At 60.8% G+C, this 23,985-nt stretch carries 21 protein-coding genes and 1 pseudogene; 14 read left to right on the top strand and 8 right to left on the bottom strand.

Annotated elements, in window-relative coordinates; translation table 11 throughout:
- Positions 1-273 precede the first annotated feature (273 nt).
- Genes E3O67_RS01620 through E3O67_RS01610 form a run of 3 tightly spaced genes read left to right on the top strand, consistent with a single transcriptional unit; the run spans position 274 to position 1,929 of the window.
- Positions 274-885, top strand: a complete 612-nt coding sequence (locus tag E3O67_RS01620; protein ID WP_135101599.1) for a helicase associated domain-containing protein — start codon at positions 274-276, stop codon at positions 883-885.
- 52 nt (positions 886-937) lie between these two features.
- Complete coding sequence (locus tag E3O67_RS01615) at positions 938-1,447, top strand: helix-turn-helix domain-containing protein (protein ID WP_135101597.1); 510 nt, start codon at positions 938-940, stop codon at positions 1,445-1,447.
- Positions 1,444-1,929, top strand: coding sequence for a hypothetical protein (locus E3O67_RS01610; protein WP_135101595.1), 486 nt, complete (start codon positions 1,444-1,446; stop codon positions 1,927-1,929). Before E3O67_RS01615 ends, E3O67_RS01610 begins: the two co-directional genes overlap by 4 nt.
- Positions 1,930-2,492: 563 nt before the next feature.
- On the opposite strand, the gene E3O67_RS01605 is transcribed toward E3O67_RS01610, so the two are convergent.
- Positions 2,493-3,701 (bottom strand): hypothetical protein, encoded by a 1,209-nt coding sequence (locus tag E3O67_RS01605; RefSeq protein WP_135101594.1) that lies wholly within the window; start codon positions 3,699-3,701, stop codon positions 2,493-2,495.
- Positions 3,702-3,894: 193 nt separating this feature from the next.
- Between E3O67_RS01605 and E3O67_RS01600 the strand changes: the two genes are divergently transcribed.
- Positions 3,895-4,272 (top strand): hypothetical protein, encoded by a 378-nt coding sequence (locus E3O67_RS01600; RefSeq protein ID WP_135101592.1) that lies wholly within the window; start codon positions 3,895-3,897, stop codon positions 4,270-4,272.
- 914 nt (positions 4,273-5,186) lie between these two features.
- Here the strand turns inward: E3O67_RS01600 and E3O67_RS01595 are convergent.
- Positions 5,187-5,933, bottom strand: a complete 747-nt coding sequence (locus E3O67_RS01595) for a potassium channel family protein (RefSeq protein ID WP_135101590.1) — start codon at positions 5,931-5,933, stop codon at positions 5,187-5,189.
- Positions 5,934-6,146: 213 nt separating this feature from the next.
- Positions 6,147-6,860, bottom strand: a complete 714-nt coding sequence (locus E3O67_RS01590) for an HIRAN domain-containing protein (RefSeq protein ID WP_167726403.1) — start codon at positions 6,858-6,860, stop codon at positions 6,147-6,149.
- Positions 6,861-7,134: 274 nt separating this feature from the next.
- Between E3O67_RS01590 and E3O67_RS01585 the strand changes: the two genes are divergently transcribed.
- Complete coding sequence (locus E3O67_RS01585; RefSeq protein WP_135101586.1) at positions 7,135-7,617, top strand: hypothetical protein; 483 nt, start codon at positions 7,135-7,137, stop codon at positions 7,615-7,617.
- Between the two features lie 127 nt (positions 7,618-7,744).
- Here E3O67_RS01585 and E3O67_RS01580 read toward each other — a convergent pair whose 3' ends face one another.
- On the bottom strand, positions 7,745-8,836 hold the full coding sequence (locus tag E3O67_RS01580; protein ID WP_135101584.1) for a type I restriction endonuclease: 1,092 nt from the start codon (positions 8,834-8,836) through the stop codon (positions 7,745-7,747).
- Between the two features lie 379 nt (positions 8,837-9,215).
- Positions 9,216-10,214, bottom strand: coding sequence for an HNH endonuclease (locus E3O67_RS01575; protein WP_135101582.1), 999 nt, complete (start codon positions 10,212-10,214; stop codon positions 9,216-9,218).
- Positions 10,215-10,477: 263 nt separating this feature from the next.
- On the opposite strand from E3O67_RS01575, the gene E3O67_RS01570 reads away from it, so the two are divergent.
- Positions 10,478-10,693, top strand: a complete 216-nt coding sequence (locus E3O67_RS01570) for a hypothetical protein (RefSeq protein ID WP_135101580.1) — start codon at positions 10,478-10,480, stop codon at positions 10,691-10,693.
- Between the two features lie 87 nt (positions 10,694-10,780).
- Here E3O67_RS01570 and E3O67_RS01565 read toward each other — a convergent pair whose 3' ends face one another.
- Positions 10,781-11,128 (bottom strand): hypothetical protein, encoded by a 348-nt coding sequence (locus tag E3O67_RS01565; RefSeq protein WP_135101578.1) that lies wholly within the window; start codon positions 11,126-11,128, stop codon positions 10,781-10,783.
- 99 nt (positions 11,129-11,227) lie between these two features.
- Between E3O67_RS01565 and E3O67_RS01560 the strand changes: the two genes are divergently transcribed.
- The 3 genes and pseudogenes from E3O67_RS01560 (at position 11,228) to E3O67_RS01550 (ending at position 16,291) form a co-directional block, all read left to right on the top strand.
- Positions 11,228-14,770, top strand: coding sequence for an SIR2 family protein (locus E3O67_RS01560; protein WP_135101576.1), 3,543 nt, complete (start codon positions 11,228-11,230; stop codon positions 14,768-14,770).
- 427 nt (positions 14,771-15,197) lie between these two features.
- Positions 15,198-15,377, top strand: a pseudogene (locus E3O67_RS17695) (MmpS family transport accessory protein); the annotation flags it as partial.
- A 215-nt stretch (positions 15,378-15,592) separates the two neighbouring features.
- Positions 15,593-16,291, top strand: a complete 699-nt coding sequence (locus tag E3O67_RS01550) for a hypothetical protein (protein ID WP_198417141.1) — start codon at positions 15,593-15,595, stop codon at positions 16,289-16,291.
- 563 nt (positions 16,292-16,854) lie between these two features.
- Here the strand turns inward: E3O67_RS01550 and E3O67_RS01545 are convergent.
- Entirely contained in the window at positions 16,855-17,652 is a 798-nt protein-coding gene (locus tag E3O67_RS01545; protein ID WP_134427831.1) for an IclR family transcriptional regulator, read from the bottom strand.
- A 164-nt stretch (positions 17,653-17,816) separates the two neighbouring features.
- On the opposite strand from E3O67_RS01545, the gene E3O67_RS01540 reads away from it, so the two are divergent.
- Genes E3O67_RS01540 through E3O67_RS01525 form a run of 4 tightly spaced genes read left to right on the top strand, consistent with a single transcriptional unit; the run spans position 17,817 to position 21,988 of the window.
- A complete protein-coding gene (locus E3O67_RS01540) occupies positions 17,817-18,872 on the top strand; it encodes a 2-dehydro-3-deoxygalactonokinase (protein ID WP_166786908.1) in 1,056 nt (351 codons plus the stop codon).
- Positions 18,869-19,522 (top strand): 2-dehydro-3-deoxy-6-phosphogalactonate aldolase, encoded by a 654-nt coding sequence (locus tag E3O67_RS01535; RefSeq protein WP_135101574.1) that lies wholly within the window; start codon positions 18,869-18,871, stop codon positions 19,520-19,522. Before E3O67_RS01540 ends, E3O67_RS01535 begins: the two co-directional genes overlap by 4 nt.
- Positions 19,519-20,667: a galactonate dehydratase gene (dgoD, locus tag E3O67_RS01530; protein ID WP_135101572.1), complete on the top strand. Its 1,149-nt coding sequence runs from the start codon at positions 19,519-19,521 to the stop codon at positions 20,665-20,667. The genes E3O67_RS01535 and dgoD overlap by 4 nt, the downstream gene beginning before the upstream one ends.
- Before the next feature lie 4 nt (positions 20,668-20,671).
- Positions 20,672-21,988, top strand: a complete 1,317-nt coding sequence (locus tag E3O67_RS01525; protein ID WP_135101570.1) for an MFS transporter — start codon at positions 20,672-20,674, stop codon at positions 21,986-21,988.
- Positions 21,989-22,308: 320 nt separating this feature from the next.
- Here the strand turns inward: E3O67_RS01525 and E3O67_RS01520 are convergent, their stop codons facing one another.
- Positions 22,309-22,557: a hypothetical protein gene (locus E3O67_RS01520; RefSeq protein WP_134427840.1), complete on the bottom strand. Its 249-nt coding sequence runs from the start codon at positions 22,555-22,557 to the stop codon at positions 22,309-22,311.
- A gap of 837 nt (positions 22,558-23,394) precedes the next feature.
- Between E3O67_RS01520 and E3O67_RS01515 the strand changes: the two genes are divergently transcribed.
- Entirely contained in the window at positions 23,395-23,856 is a 462-nt protein-coding gene (locus tag E3O67_RS01515) for an SRPBCC domain-containing protein (RefSeq protein ID WP_166786909.1), read from the top strand.
- The last annotated feature ends 129 nt before the right edge of the window (positions 23,857-23,985 follow it).

Genomic DNA, 23,985 nt, shown 5'->3' with positions numbered 1-23,985 from the left:
GGCAGGACCTGACCTGTAGGCGGCGGGCGTCGTCGCCACGGGCCAGCGCACCCAATCCGGACCCGCAACGCCCTGTGAAGCCAAACCTTGATCGGGCATTCGCGGACCTCCCGTGTCACTCGACTGCTCGAGTGAACGGTCGGTACAGGGACGCTAGCCGGGGATTCCTGTCATGCGGGTCCGTGCAGGAATACACCTTCCGGCACGCCGCGAGACTCGTCCCGCGCATGACCTCTCCGACACCGCACGCCGTGCGGGTCGGAAAGGGAAACCATGCCCAATCAGAGCCCCGTGGAACAGCTCCACGCCGAATACGCACGGCTGCACGACCAGCCTCCCTCTACCCTTACTGCGGATCAGAGACGATCGCTGACCTTCTACAACAGGGAAATGGAATCCCGCAGCGCCGGCAAGATCCCCGATACCGTCCCTCGAGACGTCGCCAACTGGATCCGCAACGTGTTCGCCCTGGAAGCCTTTGTTCGCTGTCAGGGCCGCATGCCCCGCGAAAACCGCCGCCTCCCAGAGGGCGCGATCTCCGCCGTGGAGAAACAGCGCGCTAACAGTGTCCGCGCGCAGCGCCGCGCATTCGCCGCCGGGCGCCTCTGCGCCTACCAAGTTCAGCGGCTGCTCTGCGTCCCCGGGTTCAGTTTCCATCCGCTGGAGAACGTCTGGCAGGCGACCTGCGCTGCGTATGCTGACTTCACCGCCGCACAGGGGGGCGCACCGAAACTTCGCAGCACAGACCCGTACGAACGGGCCCTCGCCGGGTGGGCCGCGAAAGCGCGATTGGCCTACCGATCCGGCACTCTGTCCGCAGACAGGGTCGAGACTCTGACGGGTCTGGACTTCTGGACCTGGGGCGCCCCGTCCAGCCGGGACTGAACCTGTGCCGGAATACAGTTCGGACTGCTCTCCACCGGCCGACGGTGGCCCGGTGCAGGATCAGACCATGACGAACAACTTTGACGGCGACGGGCGCGCCGCGAGCGGGTCACAGCACCGTTCGGACGAGACTCGCTCGGCCGGAGCGGCGGCGCCTTCGCCGCAGCTCGCTCGGGCCATTCGTGCAACTGCGGAGGCGTGGCGGCGGTTGGAGGAAGAGTTTGGTCTCCTGACGAGCGGTGAGGTTGCCGAGCTGCTGGGTGTCACCCGCGCTGGTCCAAGCTGGGTGGCTGCGCAACGGAAGGCTCGCAAGATCATTGGCGTGCGCCGGGGGAACACCTACGTCTACCCTGGCTTCCAATTCGACCACCAGACGGTCCTGCCCGTGATCGGACCCTTGCTCGAGCTGGCACACGCCAACGGGTGGTCGAGCGACGATCTGACCCTTTGGACGTTCGGCCCCACGACATCGTTCGTTCAGGAAGACCGGCCGGTCGACCATCTGCGGGAGACCGAGGCGGTCCTGGCCGCCGCGACGCTGACCATGGAAGCCTTGTGGTGACCAGCAGCGACCCGTCCCACCGGGCGGATGAGCCCACGGGTTCCGCGCCCGAGGCGACTGATGTCGAGAAAGCAAGGCTGGGGCGTCGCTCTTCGGCTGCGGAAACACGCACTCAAGCCACGTGGGAGTCGACGGTTGAACCCTTCTACGACGGCGCGAGCCTGATGCGCCTGCTCGCCATATCGACGGAGGAGTTGGATAGGGCGTCGAATGCCGGCGAGGTCCTGCGCACCCGAACAGCCGACGGCACCGACCTCTACCCGAGCTTTCAGCTCAACGCCTCAGCAGAGCTTTTGACAGGGCTGCGAGAGGTGTTGACCGTGTTAGACCCGGGGCTGGATGATCCGTGGGGCGATGCCCTGTGGCTCACCGCGGTCGTCCGGCGATTCGAGGGCCGTTCCGCCGCGAAGCTGATGCGAATGGGGGAACTCAGACCCGTCCAAACTGCGGCGCGACAGGATCGGGCGACGTGGGACCGTTAGCCGGACGGCCGTCCCGCCCGGCGTTTCGACCTATCCGAGGCCGAGGACTGATGTCGGACCAAGTGATCTGCGAGGAATGTTCGCCAGCGAGCGGTCTGGCAGCAATCAGAGCAGTTGGGAATATCGGCGCCCGGTCGTGGCAACGTGTTGAACGTTTCGATGAGCGCCGAGATCACGTTCTCACTCTTGGCACCGAGCGGGAGCGGCAAGGCGATCTTCAGCCTTTGGTTGCCGCTGGGCGTGCTTTGGTGTGCAGGATTCTGTATGTAAGTCCGATTGCTAGTCCGTAGCCACCGAAAAGGATCCCGTTCCTCAAAGCGTCGAATTTGGCAGTGGACAAGACGAGCCCGATCACTACCGTGAGGGCTGCAGCCACCGCCCAGTATTTGCCGTTTTCATGTGATCGCTCCAATAGATGGTCGCCGCTTGCGGCCGCTCCGCAATGCTCGGGAAGCCTGATTCAACGAGAATGCTCTAGACCGAATCGCTTACTCAGGAGGCGCGCTCAGTGACCTGCGAAGCACGCGCTCGGGGACCCCTCAGCCGGCTGGCTCCTCGGTGGGTCAAGGGGCACCAGACTCAATTGCCCTTGGAGATCTTGCGGCGGACGCCGACGCCGACGCGAGGTCCACCTTTCGCTCCTCCCACCGAGTGGCACGGTCTCCGCGTCCGACTTCTCGCGCTGCTGCAATGGCCAGGTCGACCAGTTCCTGTTCTGCGGCACAGTCACCCGTCAGTGTCCAGGTGTCACTGGATTGCACCCAAAGGAATCCCGTCATCGTGTTTGGCCGGCGCTGGCGCTGCCAATAGTTCTCGGCGAGGTCCAAGGCGTCCCCGGAGCGGTTGAGAGTTACGAGACAACAGCACTGGTTGTAGATGTTGATGGGCACTTCAACGTACCCATTGGCCGCTGCATCTTGCAGCCAATGAAGCGCTTTGCTTGCGCTGAGCGGGAAAGAGCAGAAGCCCAGGTTGTTGAGGGTGCGCGCGTCATTCAGATTGCGGCGCAGATGGAACTCAAACAGCGTCTTGGCTTCGAGATACTTGCCCTTTACGAGGTAATCCACTGCCGTTTCTTGGAGTTGCCAGAACAGCTGATCCTGCTCCACTTGCTCCGCAAGCTGTGGCGCGACGGCGCGGAGGGCGATCTCAGCGTTCAGCAGGGTTCCCTTCGGACCTTCGGTACTGAGAGCGGCCGCACTGAAGAGACCGACCTGGTGATCGTTCTGCCATCTATATTCCAGGTGGAGCGACTCCGTGCTCCACCTGCCCAAGGTTTCAGTGATGCTGCGTTGTAGGAGCCAGTGATAGGCGCTGATCGTCTCATTGGCATCGGGTGATAGAAGCGCCCACTGGGACCAGTCCGTGTCAGATGGTGGGGCGTACCTCAAGATGTCAGCTATGGGGGCGTTCGCCACCCACATGTCGAGCAAATGAGGCACGCGGTGGAGGCTGAGGCTCATCGCGTCAAGTTCGGCCTCGTCAAGTTCGCCCAAAGGGGCAGTCGGAGTAGGGACTTTAAGCACTTGGCGCCAGCGGGTTGTGTCAACGATACGGGTCAAATCGTCGTCGTCGGGAGAGAACATGGCGCGGTAGACGGCGCTGGCCGCGCGTGCCGACATTCCGTACCGAATGAGACTTTCGCCGTCGATCCCAAAGTTGCCCAGAAGGTTCTTGACCGAGGTGATGGTTTGAGTTCGGTGCCGTGAGTCTTGGGTGTTTTGTGGAACTCCACCAAGAGACGTGTCGAGTACCGCGATCAGCTCTCGCACACGGTCGTCGGGGATGTGTGGGGTATTTCTCTGACTAACCATTGCCACCCATCTGGACTCTGACTACTTTGTTGCATACGATAGTACCAACATGGGAAGAGGGAGCCAAATGGAAAGTGTCATTTTCCAGTCGAGCGATCTAGCGAAAAAGCGAACTAGGGTTCTCGAAGCTGCTCGCGCTGGGAGAGCGCTAGTGCGCGATGGTGACGGAAGCGGCCTCGTGATGTTGCCCGAGTCAGACTTGGCTGTCCTCGAAGGATTCGCTAGCTGGTCGCAGAGGCTGCAGCGGCTCAGCGTGCTGGTCGACGCGGAGCGCGTTGTGTCTGTTGCAGAGCTCGGTGATCTAGCTTGGTTGCGAGTCTTCGACAAGGACGACCAGCGTGCCTTCGCGGACGAGCTCCATGAGTCTCTTATCGCTGGACTCGCTGATCAGGATCTCTCATCCGTGGACGAAGTTGTTGCCGCATGGCGTGTGACTGCGCGTCAGCTTGAAGACCCGCTTCGCCGTTCCGTCCTTCTCGGCAGGCATGACCTGGCGGACTATGACGACGCGGAAGAACCAGTCGAGTGAAGGAGCGGGCGTACGCCCCGTTTGTTCCGGCTCGAAGTCCCGGGGGGAAGCCGGGCAAGAAGCCGTCCTACCGGATCGTCGTGCACCGGAAGTTCGCTAATCATTGGGCTGAACTAGTGGAACGGGTTGGGATTCAGCAGGCCCGGCAGTTCTGGGATCATGTGACCACTTCCCCAGGGCAGCCTTCTCCTATCGCTTCGATTAGCATCCTCCGTGGAAAAGCGGGTCGGCCAATGGATGACGGCTGGTCGCGTACGCACCATTATGAGGTAAGTGGGGCTGGACGAATCGACTATCAGTATCACAATGGTTACAAGGTGTCTGAGACGGCGGACGCGCACGCGATCGTGGCGATTATGACAATCAACTACAGCAGTCACTAGTTCGCTTGCAGTCGTGGATATGTGTCAACGGCCATGCCACACTGGGCGGATTGGCCATTGACAGGCTCTGACCAGCTCGAGCGCGAAACGGTGATCGGCGAGCTTGGTGTTGGCTCGCGGATACCGCGGCCACACCCGCTCACCTGGACTGCTTGCCCAAACAATGGCGCCAGCGCTTCAAGTGACTGATGCGGAAAATGCGGAACAGCCGTGCCCACATTTTGCCCACACTTGGTAGAAATCACCTTGATCCTGATGGTGCCTGCACGAGAGAGAACCGTTGAGATCTTGCGGAATTCGAACGATCGCCGAGCTGTGACGGGTGTTGAGTTAGAGCTCAAATCCCACCGGTACCGCCACTGGTAAGCCCCTGCATCCCTTTGTTTCACTGGGAAGCAGGGGGTTTCTTGCTTGGGGCAGGTCCCGCCCGGCATTCCGGCCTCTCCCGAGGCAGAGGGCTGGTCTCGCGACCAGGTGATCTGCGGGGAATGTCCGCCAGCTGGCGGCTGGCGGCAATCAGAGCAGTTGGGATTATCGGCGACCAGCCGTTACATCGTCTGAATCCTCACCAGCTCGTGAGCGGTCCAACGCTTCATGGAGCTGAACGATCTGGCGCGAGAGGGCTTTGATCTCTCCGCGCGTGGCTGACTGGGAATCCTCTTCCTGCTTTGCAACGCGCTCGACGAACCAGGATGCGAGGGTGGCGGTGACCACGCCCAGTAGCGCGATGCCTCCGAGCATCAGGCCGACGGCTATCAATCGGCCGATGTCGGTGACAGGTGAGAAGTCGCCGTATCCGACGGTGCTGATGGTGACGAACGCCCACCAGATGGCGTCGGGGAATGTGACGATGGTTGCGCCCGGCGCTGACCTTTCGCTGTCCAGTACCGCCAGCGCGCTCAGGAACACCAGAAGCGTGGCTGCGCCAGCGACGTAGACGATCACCCGGCTCCGGAAGGCCGCGCCGGCAGTTCGATGCAGCACGTTCAGGAGCGTCAGAAGTCGGAGAAGCCTCAGGGGACGAAGCATCGGCAAGACGACGATCAGTAGGTCGAGGATATGAGTGCGGAACCAGAACCACCGTGGCTGGGCAAGAACCAAGTTGATGATGTAGTCCGCGAGAAAGACTGCCCACGTCACCCAGATGACGGCCTCAGCGACGGTGGCGCGTGGCCCGCCGAGATCACCGATGACTTCGAACGAGTACGCGGCCAAGAAGACGATGGCTGCCAAAGTTAGGGGCCAGTCAGCGATCTTCTGCCAGCGTGCTTGTTTCATGAGCAAACCCTATTGGACCCGACGGGCTATGCCGGGCCAGCGATGCGATCAGTTGACATGCAGTCTGAGTCTCGCTCCGTGCCATCGTCGCTTCCGGAGCGACCACAGCGGACTTGAGCTGGTCCATTCTGGAGAGAAGGGCAGCGGTGCTTTGCTAACCAGTCGCCGGCCACTGGTGGACGGACCCCGTGCCCCGTGCCCCGTCAACGGGGGCTACACCGGTGCCGTTGAGATTGGCCATTTCCGCAGAAGATGCTCGACGACTGCAGGCGTCGCCGCCAGAACGTCGATGTTGGATCCATACTCGCCCGGCGACTGCCCGGCGAGCGAGATCGCCCTGAGCGGAGCACCGGACTCAATGAGCTTCGACAACCCAGTAGCCATCCCCTTATTGATGTAACCGGCCGGATGGTCATCGTCCGCCGAGCACACTGCGACCGCATTCTTGTCGTAAGCGTTGTCAGGCTCCCGCAACAGACGGACGGGTGCTCCTGGTTGAAACGCCCCATTCCGAACGGCTGCCTTGTGGTAGCCGACACCCCGCACCCTGGCCGTCCAGATCCCCATGCGGCGCAGTCGCCTGTTGCCGACGCTCACGAGGAGACCCGTCGATGGTTCCGTTAGCCACAGCCGTCCGTCGTGCATCTGGAGGAAAAGCGTGGGCAGTCCCTGTTCGGTCGTGACCAGGAGTTCGTCCCACTTCTCGCTGGGGAGGTAGATGCTGGCCTCGGCCTGGCTGCGGCTGACTGCCATCTGGGGAGGAAGATGTTCGAGGTTGTTCTTGACGTAGCTGGTTCCCGATCGGGTTCCGGCATTCGGCGCGGATGGCGGGTGCGTTTTCTCGTTTGGCGGCGGCGGAGACAGCAGGTTTGTGGCCCATTTCAGCACGAAGATGGCCAGTGCCACCACGGCCACCAGGACGAACAATAACTCCATCGAATACCCCCACGCCAAACCTCTCACAGAAACTTCGAGGTGGGCTATCCCCACTTCAGTGGAGGGAGAGCTTCGGCTCAAAGGCTATTCGGGCGAATGTCATATGGACTGTTATCAGCGTCCACGAAGCCGATCCTTCGCCCAGCTTGCTCTCTGGCCCCCTCGCCAGCGTGAGCGTGAGGGGACGGTTTCGGTGCTGCTACCCCAGCCGTCTCGCCGGCGCTCAGGAGGTCACCGCAGCGGTAAACCCGGTAGCGTCGCGACTATGGAACAAGAAGAGCTAGCAAACTGGATCCAATTGGCCGCTGTCTTGGCGGCGATTGCAGCCGTCGTGATCGCAGTGCTGGCCGCCTTAGCGGCATCCATCGTTGCCTTGGTTCTCGGCTCGCTTGATAGAAGAACAGCGCTGACGATATCGACCAGCGACCATGAATTCCAGCGACTCTTTCGTGAACAGGATCTGCTGCAGAGACTCCTCGATAACTACAATCGGGGTGGATCGACGGTGTCTGGCGAAGCGGGTCGCATGGGCAGTGAAGCGCTTACGCTGATCGGCACGATTGGTCCTGACCGCCTTCCCGAACTCTGGGCGAGCCACATAAGCTCGGACGACTCACTGCGGACCTTGCTGGTTGATCCAGAGATGCCCTCGTATAAGAAGGAGGCGATCAAGGTCCAGCTTGCGCTAAACGCGTCCCGCCGTGCCCTCGACGCGCACTTGGAGTCACCGTTGCGGGTGGGGCGGTGATAGCCAAGACGTCGCCACGGGATCCTCAAACCACTGTTGACTTGGGCACGACGAGCTCAGGGGGTCCATCGACGAAGCTATGAGAATGGGCGGGTCTTGCTGAGAACCCGGCCATCCGCTCCGCGAACTAGCCCTGGTGAATTCGAACGGTGTCCCGGATTGCGCCTGCATGAAGATAGATCTCATCGAGTGAATCGATGGGGTGGCGCGTCTCGACCTTGTCGCCGTCGAAAATCCCGATGTATTTCTGCTTCTTGCTGTTGAAGTGCAAGCGAGCGATCGGCTTCCGATTGTTGTCGTCAAGCAGAATTGCAAAGTACGACTTCGCGTCACGATGCATGACGCGCTGCGGCTTGACCTCACTGCAAGCGATGGCTTTCACGATCTGGTATCCCTCAAGCTCATCCAGGGTGGTCATGATTTCTGTATCGCGATCCAGGTCCTCCTGAGCCACCGGGATGCTGCTCAGTGTCTCGGCAGTCGCGTCCGAAGGCGAGAAGTTTGAACCACCGAGGGCTGTCTTCAGCCTCGCGTTCACCTGATCGTTCAGGTACTGCTTCGTGGCCTTGGTCACCAGCGAGGTGAACTGTTCGCGGACCTTTTGTGTGAAGGCTCCTTCGTAGACTCGGGTCGTGAAGAAGCGAATCCACTCGTCTTGGGGCTCCGTGAACTGGGCGGCGATGGTGCGTTTGATCTGGCCGATGTACTTCAGTTCTTCGGCGGAGCTGATGATGGAATCGAGATCGAATACGTCCTTGGTGAGTTTCCGAAGCTCGGGGATGAGGGTCTCATCAATGTCCAGCAGGTTGAGAACAAGGAACGGTTTCTCGTCCATGCGATTGGGGGCGTCGAGGTCGGTGTAGAACTGGTACGTTTCGCCATTGGTCAGAACGGCGATGCGGGCATTGGTCACCGCGAAGTAGCGGAAAAGCTGGGACGCATGTTCGATCTTGAGTGGCTCGGATGACTTCTTGCACTCGATGAGAATCTGCACCTCGCCGTCACGCATGATGGCGTAGTCAACCTTCTCGCCGCGCTTCACGCCGACATCTGCGGTGAACTCAGGAACGACCTCAAGCGGGTTGAAAACGTCGTAGCCCAGGATTGTTGAGATGAACGGCATGATGAATGCGTTCTTCGTCGCTTCCTCGGTTTGAATCGCACCGCGCTGATTGCGCACTTTCAGTGCCAACGCCGCCAATAGCTCCGCAAAATCCATGGTTCCCCCAAAATCAAGTTCTGTTACAGACGTTAGCGCCGGCAGGGGACATTGCTCCGCCAATCCTGCATGCGGCGCGGCGAAGGATCCGCAGCACTTGCTGCTGCCAGCGCCCAGCCTGACAGGCTGTGCGGCGCCGTCGCCACAGCGTCGGGCGAATGGCTCTACACCCGCTCCCAGCCCGGATTACTGATGAGCGCAGCTGACCCCCTGTGCTCCCAGGTACTCGGCTGGAACGGCACCCGGTCCGACGACGCGCAGTACGGCCTCCGCCGGAGCAAGCCCACCGCGATAAGCCGCTGAGCACGCCGCCTCGTGCCTTGAGCGCCTTGGGAGCGCCGGCACGCCGACTAACACCGATCAGATAACGGCCGCTGAGTTACGCGAGGACCTTTGAGCCCTTTGATCGGTTGCACCGCCAGCAGAGCGTCTGGAGGTTGTCGGGTGTACTGAGACCGCCTTTGGACACCGGCATGATGTGGTCGACCTCGAGCAAGAGGTGCGGCTCGGCGGCCACCGAGACGCCGCACTGCAAGCAGGCGTAGCGGTCGCGCTGCTTGATCTCGCCTCGGAGTCGCACCGTCATCAGCGCGCGCTGTCCAGCGGCCGATTTCGTCCAGCGGATCTTCTGGACGAGCGTCGCGGACAGTGCATCAAGGGTAGGAGTGTCAAATTCGATGGTCGACGACTGACCGCTGTTGCCTCCCGCGGAGGTGTACTGGAACTTGTATACCGGGTACGGCACCGCGATGGGCGACAGGTGGACACCGATCTGGTTCCAGAACTCGTCGGCGTAGCGCTTGAGGATGAACTTCGGAGGATTGATTCTCGCGGTGATCTCTGCCTCGCGGCCCTTGACGTTGGAGACCGCCTCCTCCAGCCGCGAGATGTCCTCGGCGACACGCTGAACGTCAGCCAGGGTCTCCTGGTCGGCCTTGATGGAGAAGTACTTCATGACGTACTTGATCGGCTCGACGCTGGCATTGCGGATGACTTGGAGGGATGCGTTGTGCACTTGCGGCGCGTAGTCGGAGACGTTGCGGTCGCGCCGATTGTTCCACGCCGAGTTGTTCTCGAACGTCGCCAGGTGCGCATACTGGCCCGCGGAGGACGCTCCCAGCTCGAATGAGCACTGTGAGCGGATCTCGGCCACGTAGTTCACGACCTCGTTGTGCTCGGCGACGACGACCGCGATCTGGGATCGTAGCGTTTGGAACTGCTCGGAATTGAAATAGCGATCCTTGCGAATCTTCCAGATGATCGGGCTGGCGATCAGAATCAGTGCGAGCGCGGCGAAGGCGACAACGCCGCTTCCGGTGGTTCCGCCAAGGACGAGGGGTGCCGCAATGAGCAGCATGATGTAGAGCGGTTTGGGCATGATGCCATCTTTCCGTGATGTGACGTCGACAAGCTCATTCTGGCGGGCACTTCTGACAAAAATGTCTCTTATCCAGCAAAAACGGGACAACACCTGATTCAGGAGCCTGCGAGATATTGGAATAACCCGCCACAGAAAACCCCCTTGCGTCCCAGCGTCTCACTGGGATCAAGGGGTTTTTTCTTGTCCTGTCGCGCGCCCGTGAGTCGGCCAACTGGTGGCTCGTCCGGCGAGATCTTGGGATGGCATGGCAAGCTTCCGGTATGAAGAATGAACTCACCGCCGGTGAGGCGTCGGGACTCGTCGGCAAATCGGCCAAACATTTCCGGGCCACACTCCGACAGGAAAAGGCCTCCGGAAACCTCGACCCGGAGGGGGCCTGGCAGAATCCGCCTAAGCCGAACGGCATCTGGACGATCCGCCGCGGCTACCTGATTGCCTTCGCCGCTGAGCAGGGCTGGACAGTCGGGGAAAGCTAGGTTCGATCTTCAGGAGCACTTGCGCTCACAGGAATGTGGTCAGCGCAGTGGACATACGGGACGCTATCGGCGAGAAGGCGGGTCCGACTATGTCGCGGGCTGTTCGAACCCTGGGGAGTCTTCCTGTACCTCGGCCGCGTCCTCCTCATTCTCTTGAGTCGCGACGGTCAGCAAGACGCTCATCGCGAAGGCGCCCAGTGCCGCACCGAACAGTATCCAAAGGAGGGTGGCTGCGGACCCTTCGAAGCCCTCTACCTGCACGCCGACGACAGCGTAGCCGAGGCCCAGGAGGCAGGCAGTAATGGTGCCGACGACGGCCCGCCGATACCAGATTCGACGCCTCAACTCCAGGTGAATGCCGCGACGGTCGGCCACAATCGCAATCAGGATCAGAGGGAAGACGCCGGCGAGTACCGCGCAAGTTGCTGCGTTCATGCCTCAGAGCCTACCGACGCGCGGGTGCGCGAGATCCCGGAAGTCACCACACCGCCGATGCTGTCGAAGGTTCCTCGCGGGATGGTGTGAACTGAGCACATGAGATTCACTGCGGATGTCGATGTTCCAGAGGAACTTGTCTCCGCATCGCTCGACGGCTCCCTAGTGCTGTTCGTGGGGGCAGGTGTCTCAAAGAACGCCCCTTCTAACCTCCCACTGTTCACCGGGCTCGCTTCTCAAGTCGCGGAGCTGCATGGGGAGACCTTCAACGAAGAAGAAATGCCAGCGGATGCCTATCTGGGCAGGCTCATCGATCGCGAGCCGATTGCTCGAGAGCAGGCGAGGGGCATTCTCGGATCGCCCGCGTCGCTCCATAACAAAACTCATACCGCGATCGCCCGACTCGTCAGCAACGCAGCGAAGACAAGGCTGGTCACCACCAATTTTGACGAGCATCTGACGCATGCCGCCATCGAGGCAGGCATCGACCTTGGAGATCGATTCAACGGCCCGGCCGTTCCGCTCGCCCGCGAATTCTCCGGAATCGTGCACCTCCACGGGACAGTTCTGCGCCCCGCGAATGAGCTGGTGCTCACTGATGGTGACTTTGGGCGCGCTTACCTGACTGACGGATGGGCGCGAAGGTTCGTCCAGGAACTGTTCCTAAATCGCGTGGTGTTATTCATCGGATACTCGCATGACGACACGGTGATGAAGTACCTCGCTCGCGGTCTGCCCCCGACGACCGGTCGCTATGTTCTGACCGACATCGGAGCGCACCCGAAGTGGACGGATCTTCATGTCACGCCGGTTCAGTATCCAGCGGACAATGACCACGAGGCTCTGACGCAGGCCCTGGACGCTTGGTCGGATCGGCTGGCGATGGGACATCTCGATCACCGTTCGCGTGTGAAGACCATCGTCGGTGGCGGTCCCCCGAAGACGCCGGTCGATGAGGACTACCTGCGTAGTGCGATCAACACGCCCGTGGGCGTGCGCGCGTTTGCTGACGAAGCCACTGGTCGCGACTGGCTCTCCTGGGCTGAACAGCAGCCGGCGTTCGTCGCCCTGTTTTCCGCTAACGGTCTCGCTTCAGACTCGTCTCAGGAGTTAGCACAATGGTTCGCTCGAAACTACCTTCGTGACGAATCGTCTGTTCAGCTGGCGTTTGGGACGATTGCCCGCTTGGGGCCAGTTGCTAGCCACGCGCTTATGCAAGCACTGTCGTTTGGCGCCTACCACCTCCGTCAATTCAGTCCAGCTCTGTCCGTCCGAGTCTCGACGATAATCTCGGCGTCGTTACAGACGGACGACGTCGCGCCCGGGCACAGCTGGACGATCATCCACAGGATGCCGCTGGACAGCGCATCCGTAATGCCGTTCCTGCGTCGAGCTGTCCTCCCTCGGCTCGTGCTTGCCGAAGCCCGTTCATGGCTCGCGTCGCCGAACCCCGACGAGTCACCTACCATTGCCGCCAAGATCGTCTGGTCAAGCTCCGAACCGGATGTCAAGGTGATGTTGGAGGCTGCGCACACCGACTTCGAAGCGGTGGCAGTGAATGTGCTCCACGCGTTTGAACAAGCGCTGCGCGACGGGTACGAACTTCTGAAAAGCTTCAAACCTGACTCCACTTGGGACAGCTGGTCCTTCAGCCGATCAGCAATTGAGCCTGATGCGCAGAACAGCATGCGCAATTTCGAGAACACGTTGATTGATGGTTTGCGCGACGCAAGTGTGCTGCTCGGCGCCTCCGACAGCTCCCACTTGACTCGTTGGCTGAAAGATCCCCTCCCGATCTTCCGGCGCCTGGCCGTTCATGCGCTGACAGAAGACGCGCAATTGGACAGCAACGACAAAGTCGACCTCCTACTGTCCGCCGTCTCTGTGTACGACCACCAGACCAAACACGAGATCTTCAGATTTCTCGCCAAGATAGTTCCGCACCTGGACATCGAACGCCGCGAGAAACTCCTGAATCGACTCCTCGAAGGCCCGCCGCCGTTCGACTTCACAGATGGCGAGAGGTTCCACCGACAAGGCATCTTCGACATCCTCGAATGGTTGACGCGTCACGTCGCTGACTGGCCGGAGCTCCTGGCGGCTGTCGATGCGATTCTCCTTCAAGAGCCAGGCATGAGCGCCCACCCGCACCCGGATTTTGACCACTTTATGACCTCAGGTGTTTGGGGCGGCACCCTCCCGTTCGAAGTGGACGAGTTCGTTGAACTTATAGGCTCTTCGGGCGCAGAGGCGGCGATGAGCGCGTTGCTCAATCGCGACTATAGCGAGCGGGACTTCGACCAACCAAGCTGGGACGATGCCCTGTCGCTAGTCCGCCAGGTAGTCGAAAAGAATCCGGATCTTGGCGCGGACCTAATTGCGGCGCCCTCCGGCGACCACCAGACTGACATTGCCGCCGCTGTCGTGCGAGGGTGGGCGACCGGCACACTCAGCGACTCCGAGCTCGAAACAGCTACCAGTAGGGTCGAACTCCTCAGCGGCAACAGCGACCTCGCCCTGGCTATCGCCGAGTTCGCGTTGGGGGCAGTGGATCACAAAATCGACTCGCGGCCCGCGCACGAACTCATACGACTCGACCAAATCTGCCGACAACTCTGGGAACAGAATGTTGAAGCGTTCGACCACCCAGATACCGACGACTGGATGTCTGTAGGCCTGAACACCTGGCCAGGATTCATCGCGCAGTACTGGGTCAACCGGATACGACTACGGTGGCGTGCGTCGCGGGACGATTGGGATGGGCTCTCCGATGATGAGCGCGCGGCCCTGTCAGACATGCTCGGGACAGCGACTGCGGCAGGCCATGGCCCCCTCGCAATCATCGCCAGCGAGGTCTTCTTCCTCTACGCAGCGGATCCGGCGTACGCGAAACAGGAAGTCTTTCCTCGTTTCGACAGCGTGAACGCTGCGCATGCGGATCAGGCCTGGACGAGCTTTCTCTATCGCGCTCGGCTCGACGACCGGATGCTCGACGACGGATTCTGGGAGCTGCTGCTCAAAGCCAGCACCCTAGCTCCCGGCGCCATCGACAGCCGAGTGCAAGGCCAATACTGGCAACTGCTCGCATCGATTGCTACGCAGTCTTCGGCCAGCTCTGTCGACCGGCCAGGGCTAATCGACTTCCTAGCAGCCGGAGAAGTAGCTGACCTTGCAAGCTTCTTTGATGCTCTCGCCTATGCCCTCTCCGAGCTGGACTCGGCTGAAGCGATGCGGGTGTGGGAAACCTGGCTACGTGAGATCGTTCGGCTGCGATCAGAGCTCCTTCCAGGATCACTCTCCAGCTTCGAAAAGGCAGCATGGGGGGATCTGGCCCTCAGATGCGGTCCTGCCGTCGTGGATGCCCTGACCCTAACCGAGGCCATTCCTGGCCCGCTCGGCGCGAAGACCACATTCGACGACCTGTCCGAGGAGCTCAGCCGAGCAAACGCCAACCTAATTGCGCATGCCGTCCGGCAGCGAACTCTGCTGACGCCAAATCCAGACTTCCATGTTGCCTACGAACTCGAAGAGCTGGTGGGCAAATTGCAGAATGCGGGGGCGGACCCGGCAGAGATGCGGGAGCTCGTGGAGGCTGCAATCGGAATCGGAATTCACCGCGCAAGCCAGTGGCTCGGCCTCTAGGCTTCCTGCCATTTGGGTGCCGATGTGGGACGTCCGGACTCCGGGGACGCGAGGTGCCCAGAGGATTATTTGGCAGAGTGCAGAGGATGTTCGCGAAGGAGCCGAAAAACAGCCCAGTGATTCAGCGGCCTGTGAGTTATAGGAACAACCCGCCACAGAAATCCCCCTGCATCCCTTTGTTTCACTGGGAAGCGGGGGGTTTTTTCTTGCCGGGATTGACCCAGCGGTAACGCCGCAGTAACGGAACACCTTGTGAGCGGGTGTGAGCAAGTGCGAGTTGAGGCGACACGCCCTCGCTCTTGTGAAGGGGACGAATCAACGCCCAATCTTCCACTGTGATCACCCATCCAATCGTGGTCGAGTGGACTAGTTTTCAACCGTCGATTCTGGCTGGGTATTCAACCGTCGCTGACAACAGGCGACCGGTGCGGCCCTTCCTTGGAGCCAGACGTATGAAACCTTTTCAACGCTCGGCGCATATGGGCGAGGCAATTTCAGTGCGCAGATGCATGACGGCGACACAATCACCTGTCAGATGCTTGTGGATGGCAAGGTCGTAATGGAGCTCGCATCAACTGGGGCGTACGCAATCGTCACTTGCGGGTGAAGTGCTCGCCCTCATCCACCACCCCTTTGGAGGTTGATGCGATGGCCCGTCCATACGAATACCGCTGCTTTCATCTCTGATTTGGGGGGATCTCGGTCGCTAACCCGAGAGATCACCGTCTTTTTGCCAGGCGCGAAAGCCAGTCCTGCCCCCACCGTATGGCGCATTCCCGATGACAACGTTTGGCCCGTCAACAGTTCGCTAGGCTCGACTCCATGCTGCTCGATGACGACACGATTACGCCCACCGCTCTCGCCGGCGAGCTCGGAGTGGATCCGCGTCAGGTGCGTGGGTGGCTTCGCGCGAATCAAATCCGCCCAGAGGTAGAACGGTGGCAGCCTTGGAGCCTCACCGACGATCAGGCTGACCTCGTTCGCCAGCACTTCGGAAGCGCAGGGGCCGCCGAGGCAGAATCGCGGCCGGCCTTCATCGGGGAGAGCTGGACCGTCGGACAGCTGCTTGGCACCTACGCTTCAATCCTCGAAGAACTCCGCAAGCGTGGACTTGTCCGGACCAACAACGCTCCCGTCGGCGATCTGGCGGAGTACGCGGCGTCAATTGTCTACGGAGGCACGCTGGCACCGAATTCTGAGAAGGCCTACGACCTCATCGCATTAGACGGCCGACGTGTCCAGGTCAAGGTTCGGAACATCCGACCTGAGACGAGCCCGTCGGCTGTCTTCTCAGTGATCCGCTCATTCGGATTCGACGCGTGCATTTTCGTGCTCATCGACACCCTGAATGATCGGGTGCAGGGCGCCTTTGAGTGGACGGCTGCTGAGGTTAAGGAATTCGGAGTCCACCGCGAGCACACCAATGGGATTGCGATCCGTGTCGGCCAGGCAGGACGGCACGGCATTGATCTCACAGATCAGGTTGACGAAGCATGGCGGGAGATGCTGGCATCGGTGTGAGCCGCGTCATTGGCCTCAGCTGAGACGGAGAATGGTGTCCACGGGACGAAAATGGAAATGGCGCGTCATTCGCGACGCGGAAGACACCGCGTCCGGTTCCGCTCCCTCCAAAAGACCAACCCCCGGTGCGCGCGTAGTGGGGCCGTCATGGACGACGACCTGGGTGCGCCGAACTGCAAACGCTGCTTGGTGCCTATGGTGATCGAGGGCACAGATGAAGGCCCCTACTGGTGCTGCCCAGAATGCCGCATCGTTCGGCTCGCTTGAGGTCCTTCTCCGTGATGGTGCTCGCCCGGAGAAGATCAGGGTCAAGGAGCATGCCCTTTCGATGCTTGATCGCAGCTCCGTTGCGATCGCCAAGACCGTGGCGCCGTACGCGGTGTCCCGGAAAGCCAACAATGTCCGCACCTTGGACCGCGAGGATCCTGAACTTATCCGGCCGGCGAACGGAAGGGAGTAGCGACTGCAGTGTCGGCGATTCGAATTCGCTCGGCTGAAGGCCTTCAGTACGCGGTCGCGCTGGGGGCTGCTGCAGGGACTCGTTGATCATCTCAGTCCAAGCCCTATGCAGCGCCTGCCCCGGAGTGTCCGAGTTTCTTGGAAATCTCAGCTGCCGCCTGTTTCATCACGGGTTGGAGAGCGCGCATTCGTTCCATGGGCATGTACGGGGTTATGGCTGAAATGCTGATCGCCGCGACGACGGCTCCGCTTCCATTGCGCACGGGGGCTGCCACACACCGGATGCCGGGTTCATTCTCCTCAAGGTCCAAGGTGGTTCCGACCGTGGCATACTCTGCCATCCGTTCCAAGAAGAGTGCCTTGATCTCGGGCAGTGTGTCGGGGGCGTGATGTTCTTTGTCGAAGACGCTGCTCCATCGGCCGGGTTCGTCGAGGAGAAGCGCTTTTCCGATTCCGGTCTGGCTCAGCGGCATTCGATACCCGATACGCGAACGCATTTCAGCGCCGCGGGAGCCCGATATCTTGTCGACGTAGAGCACCTGCCCCTCTTCCTCGACGGCAAGGTGCACGGTGTCGAGGTATTTCTGGGACAGCAACTCTAGGTACGGTCGTGCGACAGTCGACGCCGGACTTTGATACAAGGCCTGGAAGCCGAGTTCTATCAGCGTGGGCCCGAGGCAGTAGTCGGCGCCGAGTGCGCTGCGGACGTAACCGAACTGTTGCAGCAGCTGAATGAGGCGGTGCGCCGTACTGCGACCCAGGCCGGTGGCCTCGCAGACTGACCGGAGATCCGTCGCGCCATCGCTGATGGCACGAATAATCTCCAACCCTCGTGCGAGCGTCTGTGTTCCGGCTGGTGGGGTCCGCAGACCCGAACGATCCGTTGGTTCCTGTGTGCTCATGCGAACGCCTCCGCTTAGTGAATTTTCAGTATATCCCGATATGTGGAACACCATTTGATATATAGGGATAGCTCGGTCAGTCTGATGTGCGAGAGCGGAAGCACAATCGCCGCGAACCGAATCTGAGGGAACACGAATCAATGACGAGTCAAGGCCGCGCACGAATGATTGGGCTGGACTGGGGTACGACCTCGTGCCGGGCGTTCCTTCTGGGTGACGACGGCGAAGTACTGGCCGAACGCCGCCAACAGTCTGGCGTGAAGGCGCTAACAGCATCCGCCGTGTCCGCAGGGACGCCGCGAACCGAAGCTTTTGAGAGAGCTTATGAGCAGCTGTGCGGGGAGTGGCTCGAGACCTTGCCGAAACTCCCGGTCGTTGCCTGCGGAATGGTTGGCAGTAACCAGGGTTGGGTTGAAACTCCCTACCGTTCGTTACCGGTTGATCTCGTCGACAACGGTTTTGTGATGACGACGGTTCCGGCACGGGATGGATCGGTGGTCCACATCATCCCCGGCCTGATCGCTGACCAGGGTGTGCCTGACGTAATTCGCGGCGAAGAGACGCAAGTTCTAGGTGCGCTGGGTGAGAGCTCGTGGACCTCTGATAACTCCAACATAGATCGGATCGTCCTTCTGCCGGGAACGCATTCGAAATGGGTGCGCGTTGCCGGAACAACGGTCAGGGCATTCAAGACCTTTATGACGGGTGAGTTTTTTGCCCTGCTGACGACTGAGAGCACACTGTCCCAACTTGCGTCGCCCTCCGGGAATGCCAACTGGGAAGCGTTTGGCAAGGGCTTGGATGTTGCCGCTTCGGCGTCAGTTGGCGGGGGAATTCTGGGCACCGCGTTTTCCGCCCGTACCCTCGCCATGACCGGGGGGATCGCCGCCGACGAAGTCGAGGATTACCTCTCGGGTCTGTTGATCGGCGACGAGGTGGCCTCGGCCTCGACGTTATGGCGGGAAGTCGACGTCGATGAGGTTCTCATTTGCGGTGAGGCGGATCTCAGCGAACGTTACAGGCGCGCGCTGGTCAAGTTTGATCTGCCCACGCCGCGTGGGATCAGCGATTCGGCCGCCACCGGCATGTGGCGCCTTGCGGTCGCAGCCGGATTGGTCGGGCAGCTTGATCCATCCCATCCCACTCCGCAGGCTTCCCCTGTCTCCGCCAGGCAACAGCATCGCTCCGCATCAACCACCTATCGAGAGCCAGGAAATTGACAGAATCATCCAGCGCACTGCCACGCACCTTCATCGGCCTGATCGCCATCCTCCGCGGGCTTACCGTCTCAGACGCCGTCCCCGTCGGCGAGTGTCTTTACGAGTCCGGCTTCAGAACGCTGGAAGTTCCGCTCAACTCCCCCGACCCGCTTCTAACCATCAGTGCCCTTAAAGAGGCGCTGCCCGCGAACTGCATGGTCGGGGCAGGCACGGTCCTCACCGTCAAGCAGGTGCGGCAGTGTCACGAAGCCGGCGCACAGATCATCGTGTCTCCCAACACGGATGTCGCTGTCATCGCCGAAACGATTCGCCTGGGAATGCTGAGTTTCCCGGGCGCCGCCACACCGAGTGACGCGTTCGCTGCGATCGGCGCCGGCGCCACAAGCGTCAAAATCTTCCCCGCAGACCAAGTGGGGATCAACGGGCTCAAGGCCTGGACTGCAGTCGTACCCAAAGAAATCGGTCTCATCCCGGTAGGTGGCGTCGATGCCGCCAACATCGGGGAATGGATGGCCGCCGGAGCAACCGGCTTTGGGATCGGCTCGTCACTGTACAAACCAGGCATCGCTGTCGAAGAACTTCGCCAGCGCGCTATCGCCATGATTGCAGCCTGGGCATCGTCGCTCGACTCGACAAGGAAGTCAGAATGAAGATCACCAAACTCACCACCTACTCGGTTCCGCCGCGTTGGCTCTTTTTGAAGATTGAGACAGACGAAGGAATCGTCGGGTGGGGCGAACCCGTCCTGGAGGGTCGAGCGGCCACCGTCGCAGCCGCTGTGGAAGAGCTTTCCGACTATGTCATCGGCAAGGATCCGCGCAACATTGAGGACATCTGGACCGTGCTGTACCGCGCCGGCTTCTACCGTGGTGGCGGCATCCACATGAGCGCCCTCGCCGGCATCGATCAGGCCCTGTGGGACATCAAGGGCAAGGCACTCGGCATTCCCGTGCACGAAATGCTCGGCGGCAAGGTCCGGGACAAGATCCGCGTGTACTCCTGGATTGGCGGAGACCGACCCTCCGACACGGCCGCCGCCGCAAGGGATGCAGTCGGACGTGGCTTCACTGCTGTGAAAATGAACGGCACGGAGGAATTGCAGTTCATCGATACCTGGGACAAGGTCGAGAAATGCATCGCTAACGTGACAGCGGTTCGGGAAGCCGTCGGAACCAATGTCGGTATCGGCGTGGACTTTCACGGTCGCGTTCACAAGCCAATGGCGAAGGTGCTCATCAAAGAGCTAGAGCCGTTCAAGCTGATGTTCATCGAGGAGCCGGTTCTGAGCGAGAACGTGAGCAGCCTTCTAGACGTCATGCGGAATACTCCCACGCCCATTGCCCTCGGCGAACGCCTGTTCTCTCGCTGGGACTTCAAGGACATCATTTCCAGCGGCGCGGTGGATATCATCCAACCCGATCCCTCCCACTGTGGCGGCATCACGGAAACCCGCAAGGTTGCAGCCATGGCCGAGGCCTACGACGTCGCCGTCGCACTGCATTGTCCGCTCGGGCCGATCGCCCTCGCTGCCTGCTTGCAGTTGGACGCGAACCTCTATAACGCATTCATCCAGGAGCAGAGCCTGGGTATTCACTACAACAAGTCCAATGACCTTCTTGACTACGTCGTAGACCCCTCCGTGTTCGCCTACAACGACGGAATGGTGTCGATTCCCGACGGGCCTGGCCTCGGAATCGAAGTGAATGAGGACTACGTGATCGAACGCGCCAAAGAAGGTGCGCGCTGGCGCAACCCGGTGTGGCGTCACGCCGACGGCTCCTTCGCGGAGTGGTAAACCGATGACAAACACAGTGAAATCCCGGCCCGATACGACGACGGCCTTGGCAGGCTCGACGAAGGCCCGATACGCAATCGCGCTGATGCTTTTCGTCACTGTGGTGATCAACTATATGGACCGGGCCAACCTTTCCGTTGCAGCACCGCTGATATCCGAACAGTTCGGTCTCGACACCGCCCAGCAAGGCCTCCTGCTTTCCGCCTTCGGCTGGACGTATGCCGCGCTTCAGCTGCCAGGCGGGTGGCTCGTTGACCGAGTGCACCCACGCCTGCTGTACCCGGCGTGCCTAGTTCTGTGGTCACTGGCAACGATTTTCATGGGAATCGTCGGAAGCTTCGCGGCGCTCATCGTTCTGCGGATGGCCGTCGGAGTTTTCGAGGCTCCCGCCTACCCGATCAACAACAAGGTGGCCACGCGCTGGTTCCCTGAGAAGGAACGCGCGACGGCGATCGGGTTCTACACTTCCGGCCAGTTCATCGGCTTGGCGCTGCTGACCCCTGTGCTGACGTGGCTGCAGTACGTGCTCAGTTGGCACTGGGTCTTCGTGCTCACCGGAGCGGTCGGTTTGGTGTGGGGTCTCGTCTGGTACGTGGCCTACCGGGACCCGAAGGACTCCAAGGCAGACGCCGCCGAGGTTGACTACATCCGCGAGGGTGGTGGGCTAGTTGACTTGGCGCCAGCACCGAAGACGGGCCGGAAAAAGATCTCCTGGACCGACATGCTCATCGTCCTGCGCCGCCGCAAGCTCTGGGGTATCTACCTCGGCCAATTCTGCCTGACCTCCACGCTGTGGTTCTTCCTGACCTGGTTCCCGAGTTACCTGGTGAACTATCGCCAAATGGACTACATCAAGAGTGGGTTTCTGGTCTCGCTCCCATTCCTCGCCGCACTCGTCGGTGTCCTCATCGGCGGGGTGCTGTCGGACAATCTGGTCAAGCGCGGTTTCAGTCTCGGAGCGGCCCGGAAGTTTCCCATCATCACCGGACTACTCCTATCGATGATGATGATCGGGGCCAACTTCACGGACGACACCACATTGGTGATCGCGTTCATGTGCCTCGCGTTCTTCGGGAATGGGCTCGCATCAATAACGTGGTCGCTGGTCTCAGCCATGGCTCCTGCACGACTGATGGGCCTGACCGGGGGCATGTTCAACTTCATCGGCAACCTTTCGTCAATAGCGACGCCGATCGTGATCGGGCTGTTGGTCTCAAAGACGGACTTTGCCCCTGCATTCGTCTACATGACCGTCATCACTGCCATCGGTATCTGCTCGTACGTCTTCCTGGTGGGAAAGGTGGAGCGCATCACCGAGTAAGAACTTGGTAAGCGGCGGAGGCTGCCCCCGGTGAATGACGCCGCGGGTAGCCTCTTCCCATGTAGCTGATCCTGACTAAATGACAGTGCCCGAAAGTGAGTTGACCGAAGGGGCTTCCACCCAGTCCTCCCCGTCCAGATTCAGCCGCCGGTGCGCTGATGTCTCGCACTGGTCGAGGGGTCCTCGGCCGGCGGCGGCGACGCTATTGTTTGTCGCTGGCCTGGGTCCGCGGTTCTGATCCGGTTCCTACGCCGTTCCTGAGTGCCCGAGCAGCATCCTGTCGGTATCGGCGATGGTGGTGCCGCATCGCTGTTAGGAAGTCATAGTGTCTTGCCGGAGAAAGCGTTCGGGTCGAGACCGACGATTCGACGCGCATGGTCTTGGAGTGCTTCGTCACTCACGGTGTGTCCAGCATCTGCGAATCGTTCACGCAGCGCTTCAAGGACTTGCGGTTCGCTGTGGCCGGCGAGGTCAGCTTCCACTTGCGCGAGAATCCCCGCCACCTTGTCCTCGTCCGATTGAGAATGCTGGTCTTGGATCGGTTCATTCTGTGTGCCATCACCATTCATGCTGGTCCTCCGACTTCAGGGGTTCTGTTGGGAAGCATAACGTTCTGAGTGACGCCTCGTCCGCGGCGGCCTCTCGAGGAGTCGCTTTGTTCTGGCGCACTCCCATGTTCATTCTCAGACGGCCGCAAACGGAGCGTATTCGCCGAAACTGTTTAGCCCGGCGTAGAGCGTCTGCCGCGGCACCCCGAGGTCTGACCTGATCGGTGAATCCACGATGCTGGTTGGTGGCAAAGAAATGGCGGTCGACGAGATCGAGTCTTGGTACCAGCTCCGTTAGATCCGCGAGCACTTCCAGAGCTTAGATGCAAACGCCGCGGACCGTCTGGAAGACATCAGGATCGAGCTTCGGAAACTACAGGGAGCAAGCTAAGCCGTCCCCAACCAGCACCATCAAGTGCCGCGTAGCCCACCAGCTGAGCGGCACTTCTCGTTTCTGCAGCCACACTGCGTATGTCCAACGCGAAGACTCGGGCCCTGGCCGGAGCTTGGAGCCTCGAGGGTCAAGCCACTACCGTCCGCCAACCAAACGTGGGCCGTCACATGTCTGCCCGAGGCTTGGATCCTCCGTCGCCCGGTTGAGCGTCATACCGCGGTCTAGGCGCGGCAGGTCGAGCTGCCGGAACGCTTGGGCTCGTGCGGCGTCCATGCGCTCCGGGCTCCGGAGATCCCCACAGACCGACCTCTAATGCGGTGCCACTCGCGTGCCCGGACTTCTCCCGCCCGTGAACAGATACGCAATCATGGGTACGCTCGATGAAGTGCGTTTGCAGAACTCGTTGACGTGCCGCTCGGCGGGCAATGTCCCGTCGCGTTCAGCTCGAACGTGAAGGAATCACCGTGTCTGATCACGCAAGAATCAAGGGCCACACCGTGACCCGCACCGTGCACATCGAGGCCTCGCGCGCGATCGTCTGGAAGGCGCTGACCGACCCCGAGGTGATGGCCAAGTGGTTTGGAGACGGTGTTGGGTTCGCCGCGCTCGAGCCCGGTGCTACCGGCAGCATCGACTGGGATGACTACGGCAGCTTCCCGATCGAAATCACCGAGGTGGTGCCCGACGGCTCGTTCGGCTTCCGTTGGTCGGGAATCCCCGCCGAGGAGCTCGACGAGTACTCGACGCACGTGCGCTTCACCATCGCCGATGCTGGTGCCGGGACGGATGTCACGGTGATCGAATCGGGCTTCGACACACTCCCCGGCGGCACCCGCTACCGTCGCGAACGTCTTGAGCAGAACCGTGAGGGCTGGGACGTCGAACTCGACGAGCTCGCGATCCTGCTCGAGGGTGTCACCCAGTAGTTCACGAATACGGGGAGTCGCTCGACGAGGTGGCCACGTTGCTGGGCCGGTAGAGGATTATTTGGCAGAGCGCAGAGGATGTATGCCAAAGTGCCGAAAATTGCCCGGTGATTCAGCGGCCTGTGAGTT

The organism is Cryobacterium sp. TMT3-29-2 (genome assembly GCF_004564305.1).
In the GTDB taxonomy this organism is placed as follows: domain Bacteria; phylum Actinomycetota; class Actinomycetes; order Actinomycetales; family Microbacteriaceae; genus Cryobacterium; species Cryobacterium sinapicolor.
Note: the sequence above shows the minus strand (reverse complement) of the source record. Positions and strands in the feature narration are given on the sequence as shown.